This window comes from Streptomyces sp. NPDC034103 (genome assembly GCF_055575395.1).
In genome coordinates, this window is the sequence record NZ_JBVISS010000007.1 from 242,810 (window position 1) to 257,343 (window position 14,534).

The 14,534-nt window shown below is 71.9% G+C and carries 12 protein-coding genes and 1 pseudogene; 12 read left to right on the forward strand and 1 reads right to left on the reverse strand.

Annotated elements, in window-relative coordinates; translation table 11 throughout:
* Positions 1-75 precede the first annotated feature (75 nt).
* The 12 genes and pseudogenes from ACZ56U_RS17435 to ACZ56U_RS17490 all read left to right on the forward strand — a co-directional run bounded on the left by ACZ56U_RS17435 (position 76) and on the right by ACZ56U_RS17490 (position 13,270).
* Positions 76-642 carry a Uma2 family endonuclease gene (locus ACZ56U_RS17435; RefSeq protein WP_469084857.1) on the forward strand — a complete coding sequence of 189 codons (567 nt, stop codon included), beginning with the start codon at positions 76-78 and terminating at the stop codon, positions 640-642.
* Between the two features lie 491 nt (positions 643-1,133).
* Positions 1,134-1,985, forward strand: coding sequence for a class II glutamine amidotransferase (locus ACZ56U_RS17440; RefSeq protein ID WP_469084858.1), 852 nt, complete (start codon positions 1,134-1,136; stop codon positions 1,983-1,985).
* 134 nt (positions 1,986-2,119) lie between these two features.
* Positions 2,120-4,720: a winged helix-turn-helix domain-containing protein gene (locus ACZ56U_RS17445; protein ID WP_469085059.1), complete on the forward strand. Its 2,601-nt coding sequence runs from the start codon at positions 2,120-2,122 to the stop codon at positions 4,718-4,720.
* Positions 4,721-4,879: 159 nt separating this feature from the next.
* Entirely contained in the window at positions 4,880-6,700 is a 1,821-nt protein-coding gene (locus ACZ56U_RS17450; RefSeq protein WP_469084859.1) for a glycoside hydrolase family 15 protein, read from the forward strand.
* Between the two features lie 22 nt (positions 6,701-6,722).
* Entirely contained in the window at positions 6,723-8,360 is a 1,638-nt protein-coding gene (locus tag ACZ56U_RS17455; RefSeq protein ID WP_469084860.1) for an MFS transporter, read from the forward strand.
* Positions 8,361-8,378: 18 nt separating this feature from the next.
* A pseudogene (locus tag ACZ56U_RS17460) lies at positions 8,379-8,567 on the forward strand (hypothetical protein); the annotation flags it as partial.
* Between the two features lie 158 nt (positions 8,568-8,725).
* The gene (locus ACZ56U_RS17465; protein ID WP_469084861.1) at positions 8,726-8,923 is read left to right on the forward strand and encodes a hypothetical protein; all 198 of its coding nucleotides are present in this window, start codon (positions 8,726-8,728) and stop codon (positions 8,921-8,923) included.
* A gap of 234 nt (positions 8,924-9,157) precedes the next feature.
* Positions 9,158-9,811, forward strand: coding sequence for an HdeD family acid-resistance protein (locus tag ACZ56U_RS17470; RefSeq protein ID WP_469084862.1), 654 nt, complete (start codon positions 9,158-9,160; stop codon positions 9,809-9,811).
* A 119-nt stretch (positions 9,812-9,930) separates the two neighbouring features.
* Positions 9,931-11,277 (forward strand): hypothetical protein, encoded by a 1,347-nt coding sequence (locus tag ACZ56U_RS17475; protein WP_469084863.1) that lies wholly within the window; start codon positions 9,931-9,933, stop codon positions 11,275-11,277.
* 3 nt (positions 11,278-11,280) lie between these two features.
* Positions 11,281-12,144: a ribonuclease BN gene (locus ACZ56U_RS17480; RefSeq protein WP_469084864.1), complete on the forward strand. Its 864-nt coding sequence runs from the start codon at positions 11,281-11,283 to the stop codon at positions 12,142-12,144.
* 142 nt (positions 12,145-12,286) lie between these two features.
* Entirely contained in the window at positions 12,287-12,751 is a 465-nt protein-coding gene (locus tag ACZ56U_RS17485; RefSeq protein WP_469084865.1) for an SHOCT domain-containing protein, read from the forward strand.
* Between the two features lie 30 nt (positions 12,752-12,781).
* The gene (locus ACZ56U_RS17490; protein WP_469084866.1) at positions 12,782-13,270 is read left to right on the forward strand and encodes a DUF7144 family membrane protein; all 489 of its coding nucleotides are present in this window, start codon (positions 12,782-12,784) and stop codon (positions 13,268-13,270) included.
* A gap of 120 nt (positions 13,271-13,390) precedes the next feature.
* Here ACZ56U_RS17490 and ACZ56U_RS17495 read toward each other — a convergent pair whose 3' ends face one another.
* A complete protein-coding gene (locus tag ACZ56U_RS17495; protein WP_469084867.1) occupies positions 13,391-14,476 on the reverse strand; it encodes a substrate-binding domain-containing protein in 1,086 nt (361 codons plus the stop codon).
* Between the last annotated feature and the right edge of the window lie 58 nt (positions 14,477-14,534).

The following is a 14,534-nucleotide window of genomic DNA, read 5'->3' on the forward strand; positions in this document are numbered from 1 at the left end:
GTTCCGGACGGATGGCAGACAGTACGCTGAATCCAGCGGGATCGGGCCCGCAGCACAGTGTCCGGGAGGTGCTTCATGACGGCCGAGATGGTGGCCCCGGCATGGATGCATGAGCAGATCACGGCGGAGGAGTACGACTCCTGGTCCGAGGAGCAGTGCGCCGGTATCGAGGTCGTGGACGGGATGGTCGTCGTGAGTCCGAGCGCGTCCAAGCGGCACAACCGGCTGGCTCGGATTCTGGCGAACGCCCTGGATGCCGCCGCGGGCCCGGAGTGGAACGCGGACACGGACTTCGACGTCCGGCTTCAGGACGTCCCGCTCACCAATCGCCGCCCGGACGTCATCGTGTACCGCGCAGACACGATCGACATCACCCCCACTCGCCCTGAACACGTGCTGCTGGTCGCCGAGGTGGTGTCGCCGGGCTCGGAGACCACCGACCGGATCGTGAAGGTCGACCAGTACGCCAAGGCAGGCATTGCCTTCTACTGGCGGATCGAGCAGGCCGTGACAGGCGTTCCTCTCGTGTACACCTACGTTCTCGACCCCGCGACGAAGACCTACCGGGACGGAGACGTCTTCACCGGCGTCCTCAAGGTCGCGGCCCCCTTCCCGGTGGAGGTCGACCTCGGCCAGGTCTGACCATGCAGTGCTTGGCGGTCGGCGCCACGTGAGCGGACTGCCCGATGCAGGGCGGCATGAGCCGGATCAAGTGGCTCGCCGCGCGTTCCGCCCAAGGGAATCAGCACCTGCCGGGGCACCTCCGTTCGGCCTCGGACTCTCGTCCGGGGCCGTTCGTGTGCGGGGGGGGGGGGCACCTCGTGGGGTGCGGGGCCGTGGGGGCGAGCGCACGGCCGGGGTCACCCGCTCGGTCCAACATGCGCTCGGTTCCCCCGGCTCCTACCGTGGACGAGTGAACGGTTGTCCTGCCCCGGCTAACCCATGGACGCCCCCGCGACCCCCCGCCTGGTGTCTGTGGGCACCGGCCTGACCCGCCGGGCGGGCGCGCGGCCAGGCACCGGCCTGACCCGCCGGGCGCGCGGGCCTCCCGAACCGTGGCCGGCCGCCCGACCAGGTCGTCGGCGCCACCGCTCCCGTCCCGTCCCGTCCCGACCCAAGAAACCGGGCCCACCATGTGCCGCTGGATCGCCTACTCGGGTACGCCCATCCTTCTCAGTCAGGTCCTGTTCCAGACGGAGCACTCCTTGATCGACCAGAGCCTGCACTCCCGGATGGGGGTGGAGACCACCAACGGCGACGGCTTCGGGATCGGCTGGTACACGCCGGACACGGACACCCCGGCGGTGCTGCGGGACGTCGGACCCGCCTGGAACAACCGCAACCTGCTGGAGGTCGCCCACCACGTGCGCTCGGGTCTGTTCTTCGCCCACATCAGGGCCTCGACCGGGACCGCCGTCCAGCAGACCAACTCGCACCCCTTCCGCAGGGGGCGCTGGATGTGGATGCACAACGGGGCGATCAGGGACTTCCACCGGCTGAGGCGGGATCTCGCTCTGGCCGTCGATCCGGCCCTGTATGCCGACATCGAGGGTTCTACCGACTCCGAGCTCATGTTCTTCCTGGCCCTCACCTTCGGCCTGACGGAGGATCCTCCCGGTGCCGTGGCGCGCATGGCGGGCCTGGTCGAGGAGGCGGGGCAGAACCACGGCATCCCCGACCCCCTGCAGATGACCCTCGCGGTGGCCGACGGCGAGCGCCTGTGGGCCTTCCGATACTCCACCGAGGGCCGCTCACGGTCGTTGTACTTCAGCACCAAGGTGGACACCCTGCGCGCGCTCCATCCGGACGCGGCATTCCTGCGGGACATCTCCGACGAGACCCGCCTGGTCGTGTCGGAACCGCTGGGCGACCTCCCCGGCGCCTGGAACGAGGTGCCGGAGAGCAGCTACGGCGTCATCCAGCCGGGCCGGGACGTGCTCGGCCCTTTCCGGCCCGCTCCGCCGGGGGAACAGGTCCGGGGCTGACCCGCATGCCGGCCCCCAGCCCGCGAGGATGGTGAGACGCCGTGGCCGAGGCCCGCGACAACACCCGAGGACCGACCGTTCCGATCGTTCCGGCCGTGCCGTCCACCGATCCCCTGGGAGACCCGTTCCTGCGCATGCGGTTCGCCGTGCCCGCGCGGCCCACGACGTTCCTGCGGCGCCGGCGGCTCCTCCAGCACCTCGACCAGGCTTCGCGTACACCGTTGACCCTGGTCAACGGGCCGGCCGGCGCCGGCAAGACCCTGCTGGCCGCCGACTGGGCGGCCGGACTGCGGCTGCCGGTCGCCTGGCTCGCCGTCGAGGAGGGGGACCGGCGTCCCGGGGTCTTCTGGGCCTACGTCCTGCAAGCCCTGCGCGGTTGCGGTGCGCCGGTGTCCGACGTGGTCGGCGCTCCCGCGGACGCGGCCGGGGTGGACCAGAAACTGCTGGCGACCCTCGCCGCCGAACTGAGCGAGCGCGACCGGCCCGTGGTCCTCGTGCTGGACGAGTACAACCGCGTGACCGCCCCGGAGGTGGCGGAGCAGCTGGAGTTCGTCCTGCGCCACGCCGGGCACGGCCTGCACCTCGTGCTCGTCACGCGCACCGAACCCCTGCTTCCGCTGCACCGCTACCGGACGGCCGGTGAGCTGACGGAGATCCGTGCCGCCGAGTTGGCCTTCACCCCCGAGGAGGCCCTCGCGCTGCTGGAGCTGCACGGTCTGAGCCTCCCGGTCGACGCCGCGGGCGCCCTGGTGGACCGCACCCGGGGCTGGGCCGCCGGTCTGCGGCTGTCGGCCCTGGCGGCGCGGGAGAGCGCCGACCCGGAGCTCTACCTCAAGGAGTTCGAGGCGGACCGCACCACGGTCGCCGACTTCCTGCTGGCCGAGGTCCTCAAGGGCCAGCCGGCGGAGACGCAGGACCTCCTGCTGCGCGTCAGCGTCCTGGAGCGTTTCTGTCCCGAGCTCGCCAACGCCCTGGCCCTCAGAGCCGACGCCGGACCCATCCTCGCCGGGCTGCACCGCGACAACGCGTTCGTCGAGCACCTCGGGCACTCCTGGTATCAGCTCCATCCGCTGTTCCGGGAGATACTCCGGGCCCATCTGCGCGAGCGCCTGCCCGGCCTGGAACCGGAACTCCACCGGCGGGCCGCGCGCTGGCTGCGGCCGCAGGGATTCCTGCCCGAGACACTCGCCCACGGCGCCGCGGCCGGAGACTGGGATTTCACGGCGGACGCCCTGGTCGACGACCTGGCGATCGGACAGCTCTTCACCAGCCTGCGGTCAGACGATCTGGTCCAGTTGTTCTCCAACATGGAGCCCGGGGCCAGGAGCCCCGCTACGGACCTGGTGCGGGCGGCCCGCGACCTGTCCCGGTTCGACCTCGATCATGGTCTGACGAGCCTGCGCCACGCGGAGGAGCATCTGTCGGGCGACACACTCAGCCGGGCGGCCGCCCGGCTGAGCTGTGCGCTGCTGGAGGCGCTGGCCGCCCGGCTGACGGGATGTCCCCCACGGGCCGAGCGGGCGGCCGCGGCGTCCGAGGCGCTGCGGCGGGAGGTGCCGGAGGACCTCCTGCACAAGCATCCCGAACTTCCCGCTCTGCTGCTGACCCACCTGGGGTCGGCGCGGCTGTGGGCCGGACGGTTCGAGGACGCGCGCGCCGCGCTGGCCACCGTGGCGGAACCTCCCCGCGCGGCGGCCACCGCGTTGCCCCGGGAGGAGTCGTGGGCGCATCTGGCCCTGATCGACTACCTGCACGGCTGGCTCAGCCGGGCGGAGCGCAAGGCCCTGGTGGCGGTGGCCGATGCGGAGCGGGTCGGCCTGCCCCAGCCGTCCGGCTCCGGTATCGGACAGCTGGTCCTGGCCGCGGTGGCCGTCGAGCGCCACGAACTGGGCCGCGCCCAGGCCCTCCTCGACGAAACGGCGCACCTCCCGTCGGAGACGCGCGACCCGGTGGCGACAGCGGGGCGCGCCCTCGCCACAGCTCGCCTCCTGTTGGTCAGGGGCAAGGCGCGAGCCGCCGTCGAGGCCGCGGACCCGGCCGTCGCCGCGGCCGTGGCCTCACCCTGGGTGGCAGGCCATGAGGCGCTCATCGCCTCCGCCGCCCACCTGGCCGAAGGGCGGCCGGACGAAGCCGCCGAGATGCTCGAGGGCGTCTCCGGCGACCAGCCGGCGTGTGCCGTCGAGGCCGCGGCGATCCAGCTCACCGCAGGACGCCCCGGGGCGGCCATCGAGCTGCTCGACAGCATCCGCACCCAGGTCGCGACGGGTCCGGCGGTGGCTGTCAGGGCGGCGTTGGTGAGGGCGCAGGCCGCGGCCGGGGCGGGGGACACCGCCGCCGCCCGGAGGCTGGTGGCGCAGGCGCTCCTCGACGCCCGGCGCGAGCGGCTGCGGCGGCCGTTCCTGGATGCCGGACCGTGGCTCCGGCCCTTCCTTGCCACGCCCCCGCTGCGCGGGCTGGCAGCGGGCTGGCTGACGCCCGGCCCGCCCCCACGCGGCGACGGCGAGCGGTCCGGGCCGCAAGCGCCGTCCGCTGAGCTGGTGGCGGTGGAACTGAGCGGACGCGAGCGCGACGTCCTGCAACGGCTGGCCCGGATGATGTCGACCGAGGAGATCGCCGCCGACCTCTACGTATCGGTGAACACGGTGAAGACGCACCTCAAGAGCGTCTACCGGAAGCTCGCGGTGAACCGGCGCGGCGAGGCGGTGCGTCGCGCGCGCGACCTGCGGCTGCTGTGACTCCCCCGCTCCCCGCCGGCGTCCTGCCCGCGATCAGCTCACCGTGTGCCCTCGGTCCGACTCACCCGCGGCGGGGGAGGCGAGCCCCGCCCGGCGTGGCCATGGTGGGCATGCACCGGGCACCGCACGGCGACCGGGACGACGCCGGAAGGAGAGATCATGCGACCCTATCCCCCGATCGCCGATCACGGGATGGTCGGTGACCTGCAGACCGCCGCACTGATCTCCGCCGAGGGCACGGTCGACTGGCTGTGCACCCCCCGGTTCGACTCGCCCAGTGTCTTCGCCTCGCTGCTCGACCACGAGCGTGGCGGGCACTTCGGTGTCCGCGCCGACACCCCCCGGCCGCCGGTCCAGCTGTACCTGCAGGACACCGCCGTGCTGGTGACGCGCTTCCTCGCGGAGGACGGCGTCGGCGAGGTGGTCGACTTCATGCCGGTGGAGCACCCGCGGACACCCGCGGCACGGCACCGGCTGGTCCGCATCCTGCGGGTGACCCGTGGCCGGGTCCGGTTCACCCTGCACTGCCGCCCCCGCTTCGACTACGGCCGTGCCGGCCACCGGCTCGACCTCGCCGAGGACGCCATCCGCTTCGACGCACCCGGCTCACGGGCCACGCTCCAGACGCTCGGCCCGGTGGCGTGGAACGGTGACGGCGACGACGTCCGCGGCGAGGTGTCCCTCGGGCCGGGCGACTTCGCCGCCGTCGTGCTGACTCTCGGTGAACCGGGCGAGGCCCTCCCGCCCCCGCTGAGCGAGGCGCGGGTGCTGGCGCTCTTCGAGGAGACGCGCGACTTCTGGCACGCCTGGGTCCGCCGCAGCCAGTACCGCGGACGCTGGCAGGACATGGTGAACCGGGCGGCCATCACCCTCAAGCTGCTCATCTACGCGCCCACCGGAGCGCCCGTCGCGGCCCCCACCATGGGACTGCCTGAGCAGATCGGCGGCGGCCGCAACTGGGACTACCGGTACACCTGGGTCCGGGACGGCTCGATGTCGGTGGGTGCGCTGCTGGACCTCGGCTACCTGGAGGAAGCACACGCCTTCCGCGGCTGGCTGGGTGACCGGGTCCGCGCGAAGCGCACGGTCAGTGGTGAGCCCCTGCAGATCATGTACCGGATCGACGGCGACCCGGACCTGCCGGAGGAGGTCCTGGACCATCTGGAGGGCTACGAGGGTTCCGCACCGGTACGGGTGGGAAACGGCGCGGCCGGCCAGCTCCAGCTCGACATCTACGGCGAAGCCGTTCTCGCTCTGTCCCACGGGGCGGAGGACTCCGCCGTGGTGCCGCCGTACGACGGCTGGCAGTCCCTGGCCGGTGTGCTCGACTGGCTGGTCAAGGCGTGGGACCAGCCCGACGAGGGGATCTGGGAGACGCGCGGCGGGCAGAAGGACTTCACCTACAGCCGCCTGATGTGCTGGGCGGCCTTCGACCGGGGCATACGGATGGCCCGCGACTTCGCCCGTCCCGCCGACCTCGTGGGATGGACCGCGGCACGGGACGACATCCTGCGTCAGGTCATGGAGCGCGGCTGGAGCGCCGAGCGCCGGGCCTTCGTCCAGCACTACGACGACGTCACTCTCGACGCGTCCCTGCTGCTCATGCCCTCCGTCGGTTTCATCGCGCCGAACGACCCCCGCTGGCTGTCCACCCTGGACGCGATGGAACAGGAACTCGTCTCCGACAGCCTCGTCTACCGCTACGACCCCGAGGCCTCCCCGGACGGACTGCGCGGCAGCGAGGGCACGTTCTCGCTGTGCAGCTTCCTCTACGTGGACGCCCTGGCCCGGGCGGGACGGCTCGGACCGGCCCGGTACGCCTTCGACAAGATGCTCACGTACGCCAATCACGCCGGTCTGTTCGCGGAGGAGGTCGGTCCCACCGGCGAGCAGCTCGGCAACTTCCCGCAGGCGTTCACCCACCTCGCACTGATCACGGCCGCGCTCTCCCTCGACCGGCAGATGGACGCCGCCGCCTGAACAGCACTGCGAACTCGGCGAGGTGAACGGCGTGAAGCGCTGGCGGGCTCTCATGGTCCTCGGTACGGCCCAGTTCCTGATGGTCCTGGACACGTCCGTCATGAACGTGTCCATCAGCCAGCTGGTCGAGGACTTCGACACGGAGGTGACCGCCATCCAGGCCGTCATCACCCTGTACGCGCTGGTGATGGCGGCCTTCATGATCATCGGCGGCAGGTTCGGGGACATCCTGGGCCGTCGCCGCATGTTCCTCCTGGGACTCGTCGTCTACGGCGTCGGATCGGCCCTGACCGCCGTGGCGCCCACCCTGTGGGTCCTCACGCTGGGCTGGTCCGTCATCGAGGGCCTCGGCGCCGCCATGGTGCTGCCGGCCATGGCCGCCCTTGTCGCTGAGTCGTACCGCGACCGGGACCGGGCCATCGCCTACGCGGTCATCGGCGGTCTGGCCGGGGCCGGGATCGCGGTCGGCCCGCTGCTGGGCGGCTGGGTGACGACGTACCTGACCTGGCGGCTGGTCTTCGCCGGCGAGGTCGTGGTCGTCGCGGTGGTCCTGCTGTGCCGCGGGGTGATCACGACACCCGCCCCGACCGGCCCGCGCCCGCGCCTGGACGGGGTCGGCGCGGTGCTTTCCGCGGCCGGACTGGGCCTGGGTGTGCTCGGGGTGCTGCAGAGCAGCACCTGGGGCTGGGTGCAGCCCCGCAACCCTCCCTTCACCGTCCTCGGTTTCGCCCCGACGCTGTTCGTCGTCGGCGCCGGGGTGGCCGTCCTGTCCGTGTTCCGGTCCTGGGAGCGGCGGCGGGAGGAGAAGGGCGCCGACCCCCTGGTGCACCTGTCGTTGCTGGGACGGCCGGTGCTGCGGTCGGGCCTGCTGACGCTGCTGAGCCAGAACCTCATCCTGCTGGGACTGTTCTTCACCATTCCGCTGTACCTCCAGGTGGTGCAGGGGTTCGACGCCTTCGAGACGGGCCTGCGTCTGCTGCCGGTCTCCGCCACCATGCTCGTGACCTCCCTGTCCGCGTCCTCGCTGGGGCGGGTGATGGGGCCGCGCCGGGTGGTCCGGCTGGCGCTCACGGTCCTGACCGCGTCCGTGGTCTGGCTGCTGGCCACCATCGACCCCGTCATCGACGACGCGCAGTTCGCCGGTGCCATGGCCCTGCTGGGCGTGGGCGTGGGCCTGCTCGCCTCGCAGCTGAGCAATGTCGTCCAGTCCGGCGTCGGCGAGGACGAACGCAGCGAGGCCGGAGGACTTCAGTTCACGGCACAGAACCTGGGCTCGGCGCTGGGCACCGCGCTCATCGGGTCCATCCTGATCGGTGCGCTGGCGCACGCCTTCACCACGCGGGTGGGCGACGATCCGCAGTTGTCCGCGCAGACCCGTGACGAGGTCGGTGTCGCCCTGGACGCCGGGATCACCTTCGTTTCCACCGAACAGGTGCGCTCGGCGGCGGAGCGCGCCGGGTTGCCGCCGTCCCAGGTCGAGGCCGTCACCGACTCCTACGCCTCGGCCCAGCTCGCCGGTCTGAAGGCGGCGATCCTGGCCACCGGCGGTGTCGCGCTCGCCAGTTTCCTGGTCACACCCCACCTGCCGACCGCCCGGGACAGCCGTCCACGGCGGCCGGATGCCGACGCCGCGGCCGGGGCGACCGGATCGGCGCGCTGACGAGGGAGGAAGACACCCATGCCGAGGATCAGGACCGACCCGGCCGCCGCCCGCGGTGGGCGGCGGGTCCGCACGGACTACACGGGCGGCGTCTACGGCTCCCTGCTGGCGGCCTCCGTGGTGATCGGCGCGGGCTCCCTGGGTGCGTTTCCCCGCGCCGAGCTGGTGCTGCTGCTCCTGCTCACCGGCGTGGTGTTCTGGGTGGCGCAAACTGACCCACTGATCCCTGAGTCCGGGCTCCGGGCTCCGGGCGACGGTCACCTGTACCGGGTGAGGCCCAAAGGGGCACGGAAGCGGACGATCGCAGGGGTAAGGGCACGGTCCACGGTCCACCAGTCCCTGCACTGCATGGGGGAGAACAGCTCATGCACTACGAGATCCGAGTAGAGGGACACCTGTCGGAAACGCTGGTCAAGGCCTTTCCGGAGCTGGGCCATGTGGTGATGGCCGGCCAGACCGTCCTGTTCGGCCCCGTCGTGGACGAGGCCCACCTGTACGGGCTGCTGGCACGCTGCCAGTCACTGGGACTGTGCGTGGTGGAGGTACGGCGGCTGCCGGAGTGAGGGACGGGCGGCGTGCCGCGTGGACCGACACGGTCCGGGCTGACCGTGCTCGCATCGCCGCGCCGTGTCTCCTCGTCCCGCTCCGGCGACCGTCCGCCGATCACCCGTGATGGGTGATCCGGCGCCCCGGCGACCGGCGTGACCCTGGAGCGGTTCCGGTCCCTCCACGCCGCCCCTCAAGCACCGCCCCGTCGGCCGTCCGGAGCGACCGCCCGATCACCGCGAGGAGGAGCCATGACCATGTCGCGTGGTCCGGCATCGCGCACCGGACGAGAACACGAGCCCGACGGGGCGGCCCCCGAACCCATGGGCGACCCGGCGCGGACACTGGAGCGGCTCGGTCGCTCCTGGACCTGGCTGCTGGCCTCGGCGGTCGCGACGCTGGTGCTGGGTGTCCTGATACTGGCCTGGCCGGAGGCGACCCTGCACGTCCTGGCCGTCCTGATCGGTCTGCACCTGCTGGTGAGCGGGGCGTTCCGGTTCGTGGACGTCTTCGCCCGCGGCGGGCACGAACGGCTCCCGGGACTACTCCTGTCCGTGCTGTACGTCCTCGCCGGGGTGCTGTGCCTGCGCCACCCGCTCCAGACGATCGCCGCGCTCTCACTCATCGTCGGGCTCGTCTGGCTGGTGTCCGGCATCCTCACCCTCTACACGGCCCTCGCCACCAAGGACCTGCCGCACCGCGGCGTCGTCCTGGGCGCCGCGGTGCTCGCCGTCGCCGCGGGCGTCGTGGTGCTCGCGCTGCCGACCGGGTCGGCCCGCGCCCTGACCCGGCTGCTCGGCCTGTGGCTGGTCCTGCTCGCCCTGGGCGAGGCGGCGGTCGCCCTCGCGTGGCGGGCCGCCCTTCGCAAGACGCTCCTCGCGGGCCCGCACTCCGCCGCCGCCTGACACAGCGCGCCCGCCGCTCGTGGCGGGCGCGGCACACGCACCGGAACCCGCGGTCGCCTCCTCGCCCTCCCGAGCGGCGGCCGTCACGGCCGGAGCGGCACACCGGAAAGGGAGCATCCATGAACCCGGCCGCGACCCCGGATCCGGCGAACCCCGGCGGATCCCCGCACCAGGAACACGCCATGACCGTCGAGGAACGAGCGGAGTACGAGAGACTGCGCCGGCACGCGACGGTGCGCCACCGGCGGCTGCGCCAGGCCGGTTCCTCGGTCCTCCTCCTGCTGACCCTGCTGCTCGCTCCGCTGGCCGTCGTCGCGGCCTGGGTCGAGGACACGGTCACCGACACCGACCGGTACGTGCAGACCGTGGCGCCGCTGGCCTCCGAGCCCGCCGTGCAGGAGGTGGTCATCAACCGGCTCACCGACCGGGTGGTGGCCAACGCGGACATCGAGGCGGTGACGGACTCCCTCGTCAAGGCCCTCCAGGACTCCGGGGCACCGCCCCGCGCCGTGCAGGGCGCCGAGTCCCTGGAGGGTCCGCTGCGCAACGCGGTCCGCGCCGTCGTCGACCGTGTCATCACCCGCGTGATCACCGGCGACGCCTTCCAGCAGGTGTGGGAGGGCGCCAACCGGCGCTCGCACGCAGCGGTGGTGAACATGCTCACCGGAGATCGCGAGGGCGCCGTGAGCGCCGACGGCGAGACCGTCCGGCTGGATGTGGGAGAGGTCGTCGACCAGGTACGACAGCGGCTCGTCGACGCGGGGTTCGACAAGGCGGCCGCCATCCCGGACAGCGACCGGACGATCACGCTGTTCGAGACGGATAAGCTGGGCAAGGCCCAGGACGCGATGCGGCTGCTGGACGTCCTCGGCACCTGGCTGCCCGTGCTGACCGTCGCACTCGCCGCCCTCGCCGTGTGGACCGCTCCGGCACACCGGGTGATGCTGATGATCACCTCGATCGGGGTCGGCGTGATGATGGTGGTCCTGCTCGTCGCGTTCGCCGTCGTCAGACGGGTCTATCTGGACTCGGTCCCGCCCGACGCGCTGCCCACCGACGCGGCCGCCGCGATCTTCGACACGTTCCTCCGCTTCCTGCGCGACAGCACGCGCACCCTGCTGGTCATCGCTGTGATCACGGCACTGATCGCGTACCTGTACGGTCCCGGACGCCCCGCCCGTGCCGTCCGTGCGGCGGCGGACCGGAGCACCACGGCCGCCGGCCGAGGACTGCGCCGCGCCGGAGTGCACACCGGGTCCACGGGCCGCTGGCTGTCGGACCACCGGGCATGGACCGTCGGTGGCGTCATCGCGGCGGGAGCGCTGACCCTCGTGCTCTGGAACCACCCCACGGTCGCGGCCGTGGCCCTGGTCCTCGGCATCGCCGTGGCCGTACTGCTCCTCCTGGCGACCCTCGCCGCGACCGCCGAACCGGCCCACGTCGCGGCGGGACGGACGGCTCCGTGAGCCATGGTCAGGAGAGCCGGACCCCGGCCCGCGTCCCGCGGACGCACGGCGGCGCGGGGCGCGGCGGTGCTGCGGTCCCGGGCCGCTGCCCGGGTGCTGTCCCGCCTGTCGGCACTCAACGTCGTGGAGGGCGCCGTGCGCCTCGCGGCACAGGCGTTCCTCACGGCGCTCCCGCTGCTGATGACCGTGGCCGCGTTCGCCCCCGCCGGAGTGCAGGATCTGCTGGCCGACTCTCTCCGGGCGGTTCTGGGGGTGCGCGGCGAGACCCTGGAGGAGCTGCGTGAGGTCTTCTCGGCCACGGGCACGACACGGAGCACCACCGGCGCCGTCGGCGTGGTGGTGACACTGGTGTCGGCCACGGCGTTCAGCCGGGCGCTTCAGGCGGTGTGCGAGCGGTGCTGGCACCTGCCGCGTGCCCCGGTGCGGACCGCGGTCTGGCGCTGGCTGCTGTGGCTGCTCGTCTGGCTGGCCTTCCTGCTGCTCCAGGCGCCCCTGCGCGGTGGGCTCGGTGTCGGCGCGGTGACCGGACTGGTGCTGTCCCTGTGCTCGACGACCCTGCTGTGGTGGTGGTCCCAGCATCTGCTGCTGGGCGGCAGGATCGGCTGGCGGGGCCTGCTGCCGGGCGCCCTGCTGGCCGGCACCGGCACGGTCCTGCTGAGCCTGTCCGCCCGTCTGCTGGTGCCCACGGCCATGGAGCGCAGCCTGGCCGAGTTCGGCCCCCTGGGTCCGGTCTTCACGTTCCTCTCCTGGCTGATCGCCGTCTTCCTGGTGGCCGTCTCCGGTCTGGCTGTCGGCGAGTACATCGCCTCCAGCGCCTGGTACCGGACGGCGGCTCCACGACGCGGCCGTGGCGAGGGCGACGGCTGATCCGGCGCCGGAGGGCTCCGGGCGGGGCCGCCGGACCGCCGCACACTCACCCGCATCGGGTGAGGACGACCTGGCCCCGCGGTGTTCACGCTGAGGACAGCACGCAACCGCGGCCGGGCGACGCCCGGGACGGAGGAGAGACATGAGCGCGCAGACGTACCTGGCGTACGACTATCCCCTGCTGAGCGTCTTCTGGAGCATGCTCCTGTTCTTCCTGTGGATCATGTGGTTCGTCCTCCTCTTCCGCGTGGTCGTCGACGTCTTCCGTGACGACGACCTGAGCGGCTGGGCGAAGGCCGGCTGGCTGGCGTTCACCGTCCTGCTGCCCTTCCTGGGCGTCTTCGTCTACGTGATCGCCCGCGGCAAGAACATGGGCCACCGGGAGGTCGCCCAGGCGCGCGCGCAGCAGGAGGAGTTCAAGAGCTACATCCGGCAGACCGCGGCCGAGAGCCGACCGAGCAGCATCGACGAACTCGCCAAGCTGTCCGAGATCCGCGCCCGCGGCGACATCACGGACGACGAGTTCCGCAGGGCCAAGGACCTGGTCCTGGCCGGCCACGGCCCGGCGGAGCCCGCGGGCTCCCCTGCCCGGGCCGCCCAACGCTGAGCATCCGGATCACACGAAACGAGGCGCGAGATGACCGCGACACACACCGCTCCGGCACACACGGCGAAGCAGGAATGGGCCGGTGGCCTGACGGCCTTCGCGGCCGTGATGCTCTTCCTCGTCGGCCTGCTCGACATCTTCCGGGGCATCATGGCGATCGCCGAGGACGACATCTTCGTCACGACGCGCAACTACGTGTTCGAGTTCGACCTGACCGGCTGGGGCTGGGTGCACCTCGCTCTGGGCGTGGTCGCCGTGATCGTCAGCATCGGCCTGCTCAAGACCGCGACGTGGGCGCGTGTCGCCGGCGTGGTCATCGCCGGATTCGTCATCATCGCCAACTTCCTCTCCCTGCCGTACTACCCGGTCTGGTCGGTCGTGATGATCGCCCTGTCGGGGTTCATCATCTGGGCCCTGTGCGTGGTCGAGCGGGGCAACCTCTTCGACCTGTCCGAGGAGCGTCCCGTGTCCGAGGCGGCCGAGCCGCAGAGGGTCTCGTACCCGCACGGACCCGCCTGAGCCCACGGCAGCGGGGGCCTGAGACGGAGGGGAGCCGCGACAGCCCCCTGGCACCGCGCGCACGGGCCCCGGACCGATCCCGGTCCGGGGCCCGTGCGCGCGGTGTCGTCGATCGTGCCGCTACTTGAGCTCGTCCGCCGTGAAGTACTCGTCCTTGACCAGGATGTCGTAGTTGGACTTGTCGACGCTCGTCGGCTGGAGCAGGACCGCGGGAACGGCCTTGACGCCGTTCTTGTAGGCGACCGCGCTGTCCACCCACGGGTCCCGGTCGCTGAGGACGTCGTCGACGACCTCCGCGGCGGCGGTGGCGAGCCGGCGGACGTCCTTGAAGACGGTCTGGGACTGCTGGCCCGCGATGATCGACTTCACCGACTCCAGCTCGGCGTCCTGGCCGGTGACGATCGGCAGCGGCTTGGCGCCGGTGCCGTAGCCGTCGGAGGTGACCGCGGTCAGGATGCCGCGCGAGATGCCGTCGTACGGCGAGAGGACCGCGTCGAGCCGCCGGTCGCGGTACCACTTGGCGAGGAGGCCGGTCATGCGCTTCTCCGCGGTGGGCCCGTCCCAGCGCAGGGTGGTGATCTGCTCGAGCTCGGTCTCGCCGGACGGGACGACCAACTGCTTGTTCTCCAGGAAGGGTTGCAGCAGCGCCATCGAACCGTCGAAGAAGTACTTGGTGTTGTTGTCGTCGGGCGAGCCGGCGAACAGCTCGATGGCGAACGGGCCCTTGCCGTCCTCCAGGCCGAGCTTCTTGATGATGTGGCGGGCCTGCATCCGGCCGACCATCTCGTTGTCGAACGAGACGTAGTAGTCGACGTTCTTGGTGCCGAGGATGAGCCGGTCGTAGGAGATCACCGGGATCTTCGCGTCGGCGGCCTGCTGGAGCACAGCGTTCAGCGACTTGTTGTCGATCGCCGCGATGATCAGCGCGTCGACGCCGTCCTTGACCAACTGCCCGATCTGCGCGACCTGCGCCTTGGGGTCGTCGTCGCCGTAGACCAGCTTGCTCTTGTAGCCCATGTCCTTCAGGCGGTCGACGACGCTCTTGCCGTCCATGAGCCAGCGGTCGGAGGCCCGGGTCGGCATGGCGATCCCGACGGTGCCGCCCCCCGAGCCGCTCCCGGCACTGCCCTCGTTCTCCTTGCCGCAGGCGGACAGGGTCAGGGCGAGGGACGCCGCTCCGGCCAGGACGGCTCTTCGATTGAGCATGGTGATGGTTCCTTGTGCCTCTCGTCATTGAGGGGGTGACGGCTGGTCAGACCGGACT

Bases quoted from the DNA above. Each gene is read 5' to 3' on its own strand.
- ACZ56U_RS17435 (WP_469084857.1), top strand. From the start codon at position 76: ATGACGGCCGAGATGGTGGCCCCGGCATGGATGCATGAGCAGATCACG.
- ACZ56U_RS17440 (WP_469084858.1), top strand. From the start codon at position 1,134: ATGTGCCGCTGGATCGCCTACTCGGGTACGCCCATCCTTCTCAGTCAG.
- ACZ56U_RS17445 (WP_469085059.1), top strand. From the start codon at position 2,120: ATGCGGTTCGCCGTGCCCGCGCGGCCCACGACGTTCCTGCGGCGCCGG.
- ACZ56U_RS17450 (WP_469084859.1), top strand. From the start codon at position 4,880: ATGCGACCCTATCCCCCGATCGCCGATCACGGGATGGTCGGTGACCTG.
- ACZ56U_RS17465 (WP_469084861.1), top strand. From the start codon at position 8,726: ATGCACTACGAGATCCGAGTAGAGGGACACCTGTCGGAAACGCTGGTC.
- ACZ56U_RS17470 (WP_469084862.1), top strand. From the start codon at position 9,158: ATGACCATGTCGCGTGGTCCGGCATCGCGCACCGGACGAGAACACGAG.
- ACZ56U_RS17475 (WP_469084863.1), top strand. From the start codon at position 9,931: ATGAACCCGGCCGCGACCCCGGATCCGGCGAACCCCGGCGGATCCCCG.
- ACZ56U_RS17480 (WP_469084864.1), top strand. From the start codon at position 11,281: ATGGTCAGGAGAGCCGGACCCCGGCCCGCGTCCCGCGGACGCACGGCG.
- ACZ56U_RS17485 (WP_469084865.1), top strand. From the start codon at position 12,287: ATGAGCGCGCAGACGTACCTGGCGTACGACTATCCCCTGCTGAGCGTC.
- ACZ56U_RS17490 (WP_469084866.1), top strand. From the start codon at position 12,782: ATGACCGCGACACACACCGCTCCGGCACACACGGCGAAGCAGGAATGG.
- ACZ56U_RS17495 (WP_469084867.1), bottom strand. From the start codon at position 14,476: ATGCTCAATCGAAGAGCCGTCCTGGCCGGAGCGGCGTCCCTCGCCCTG.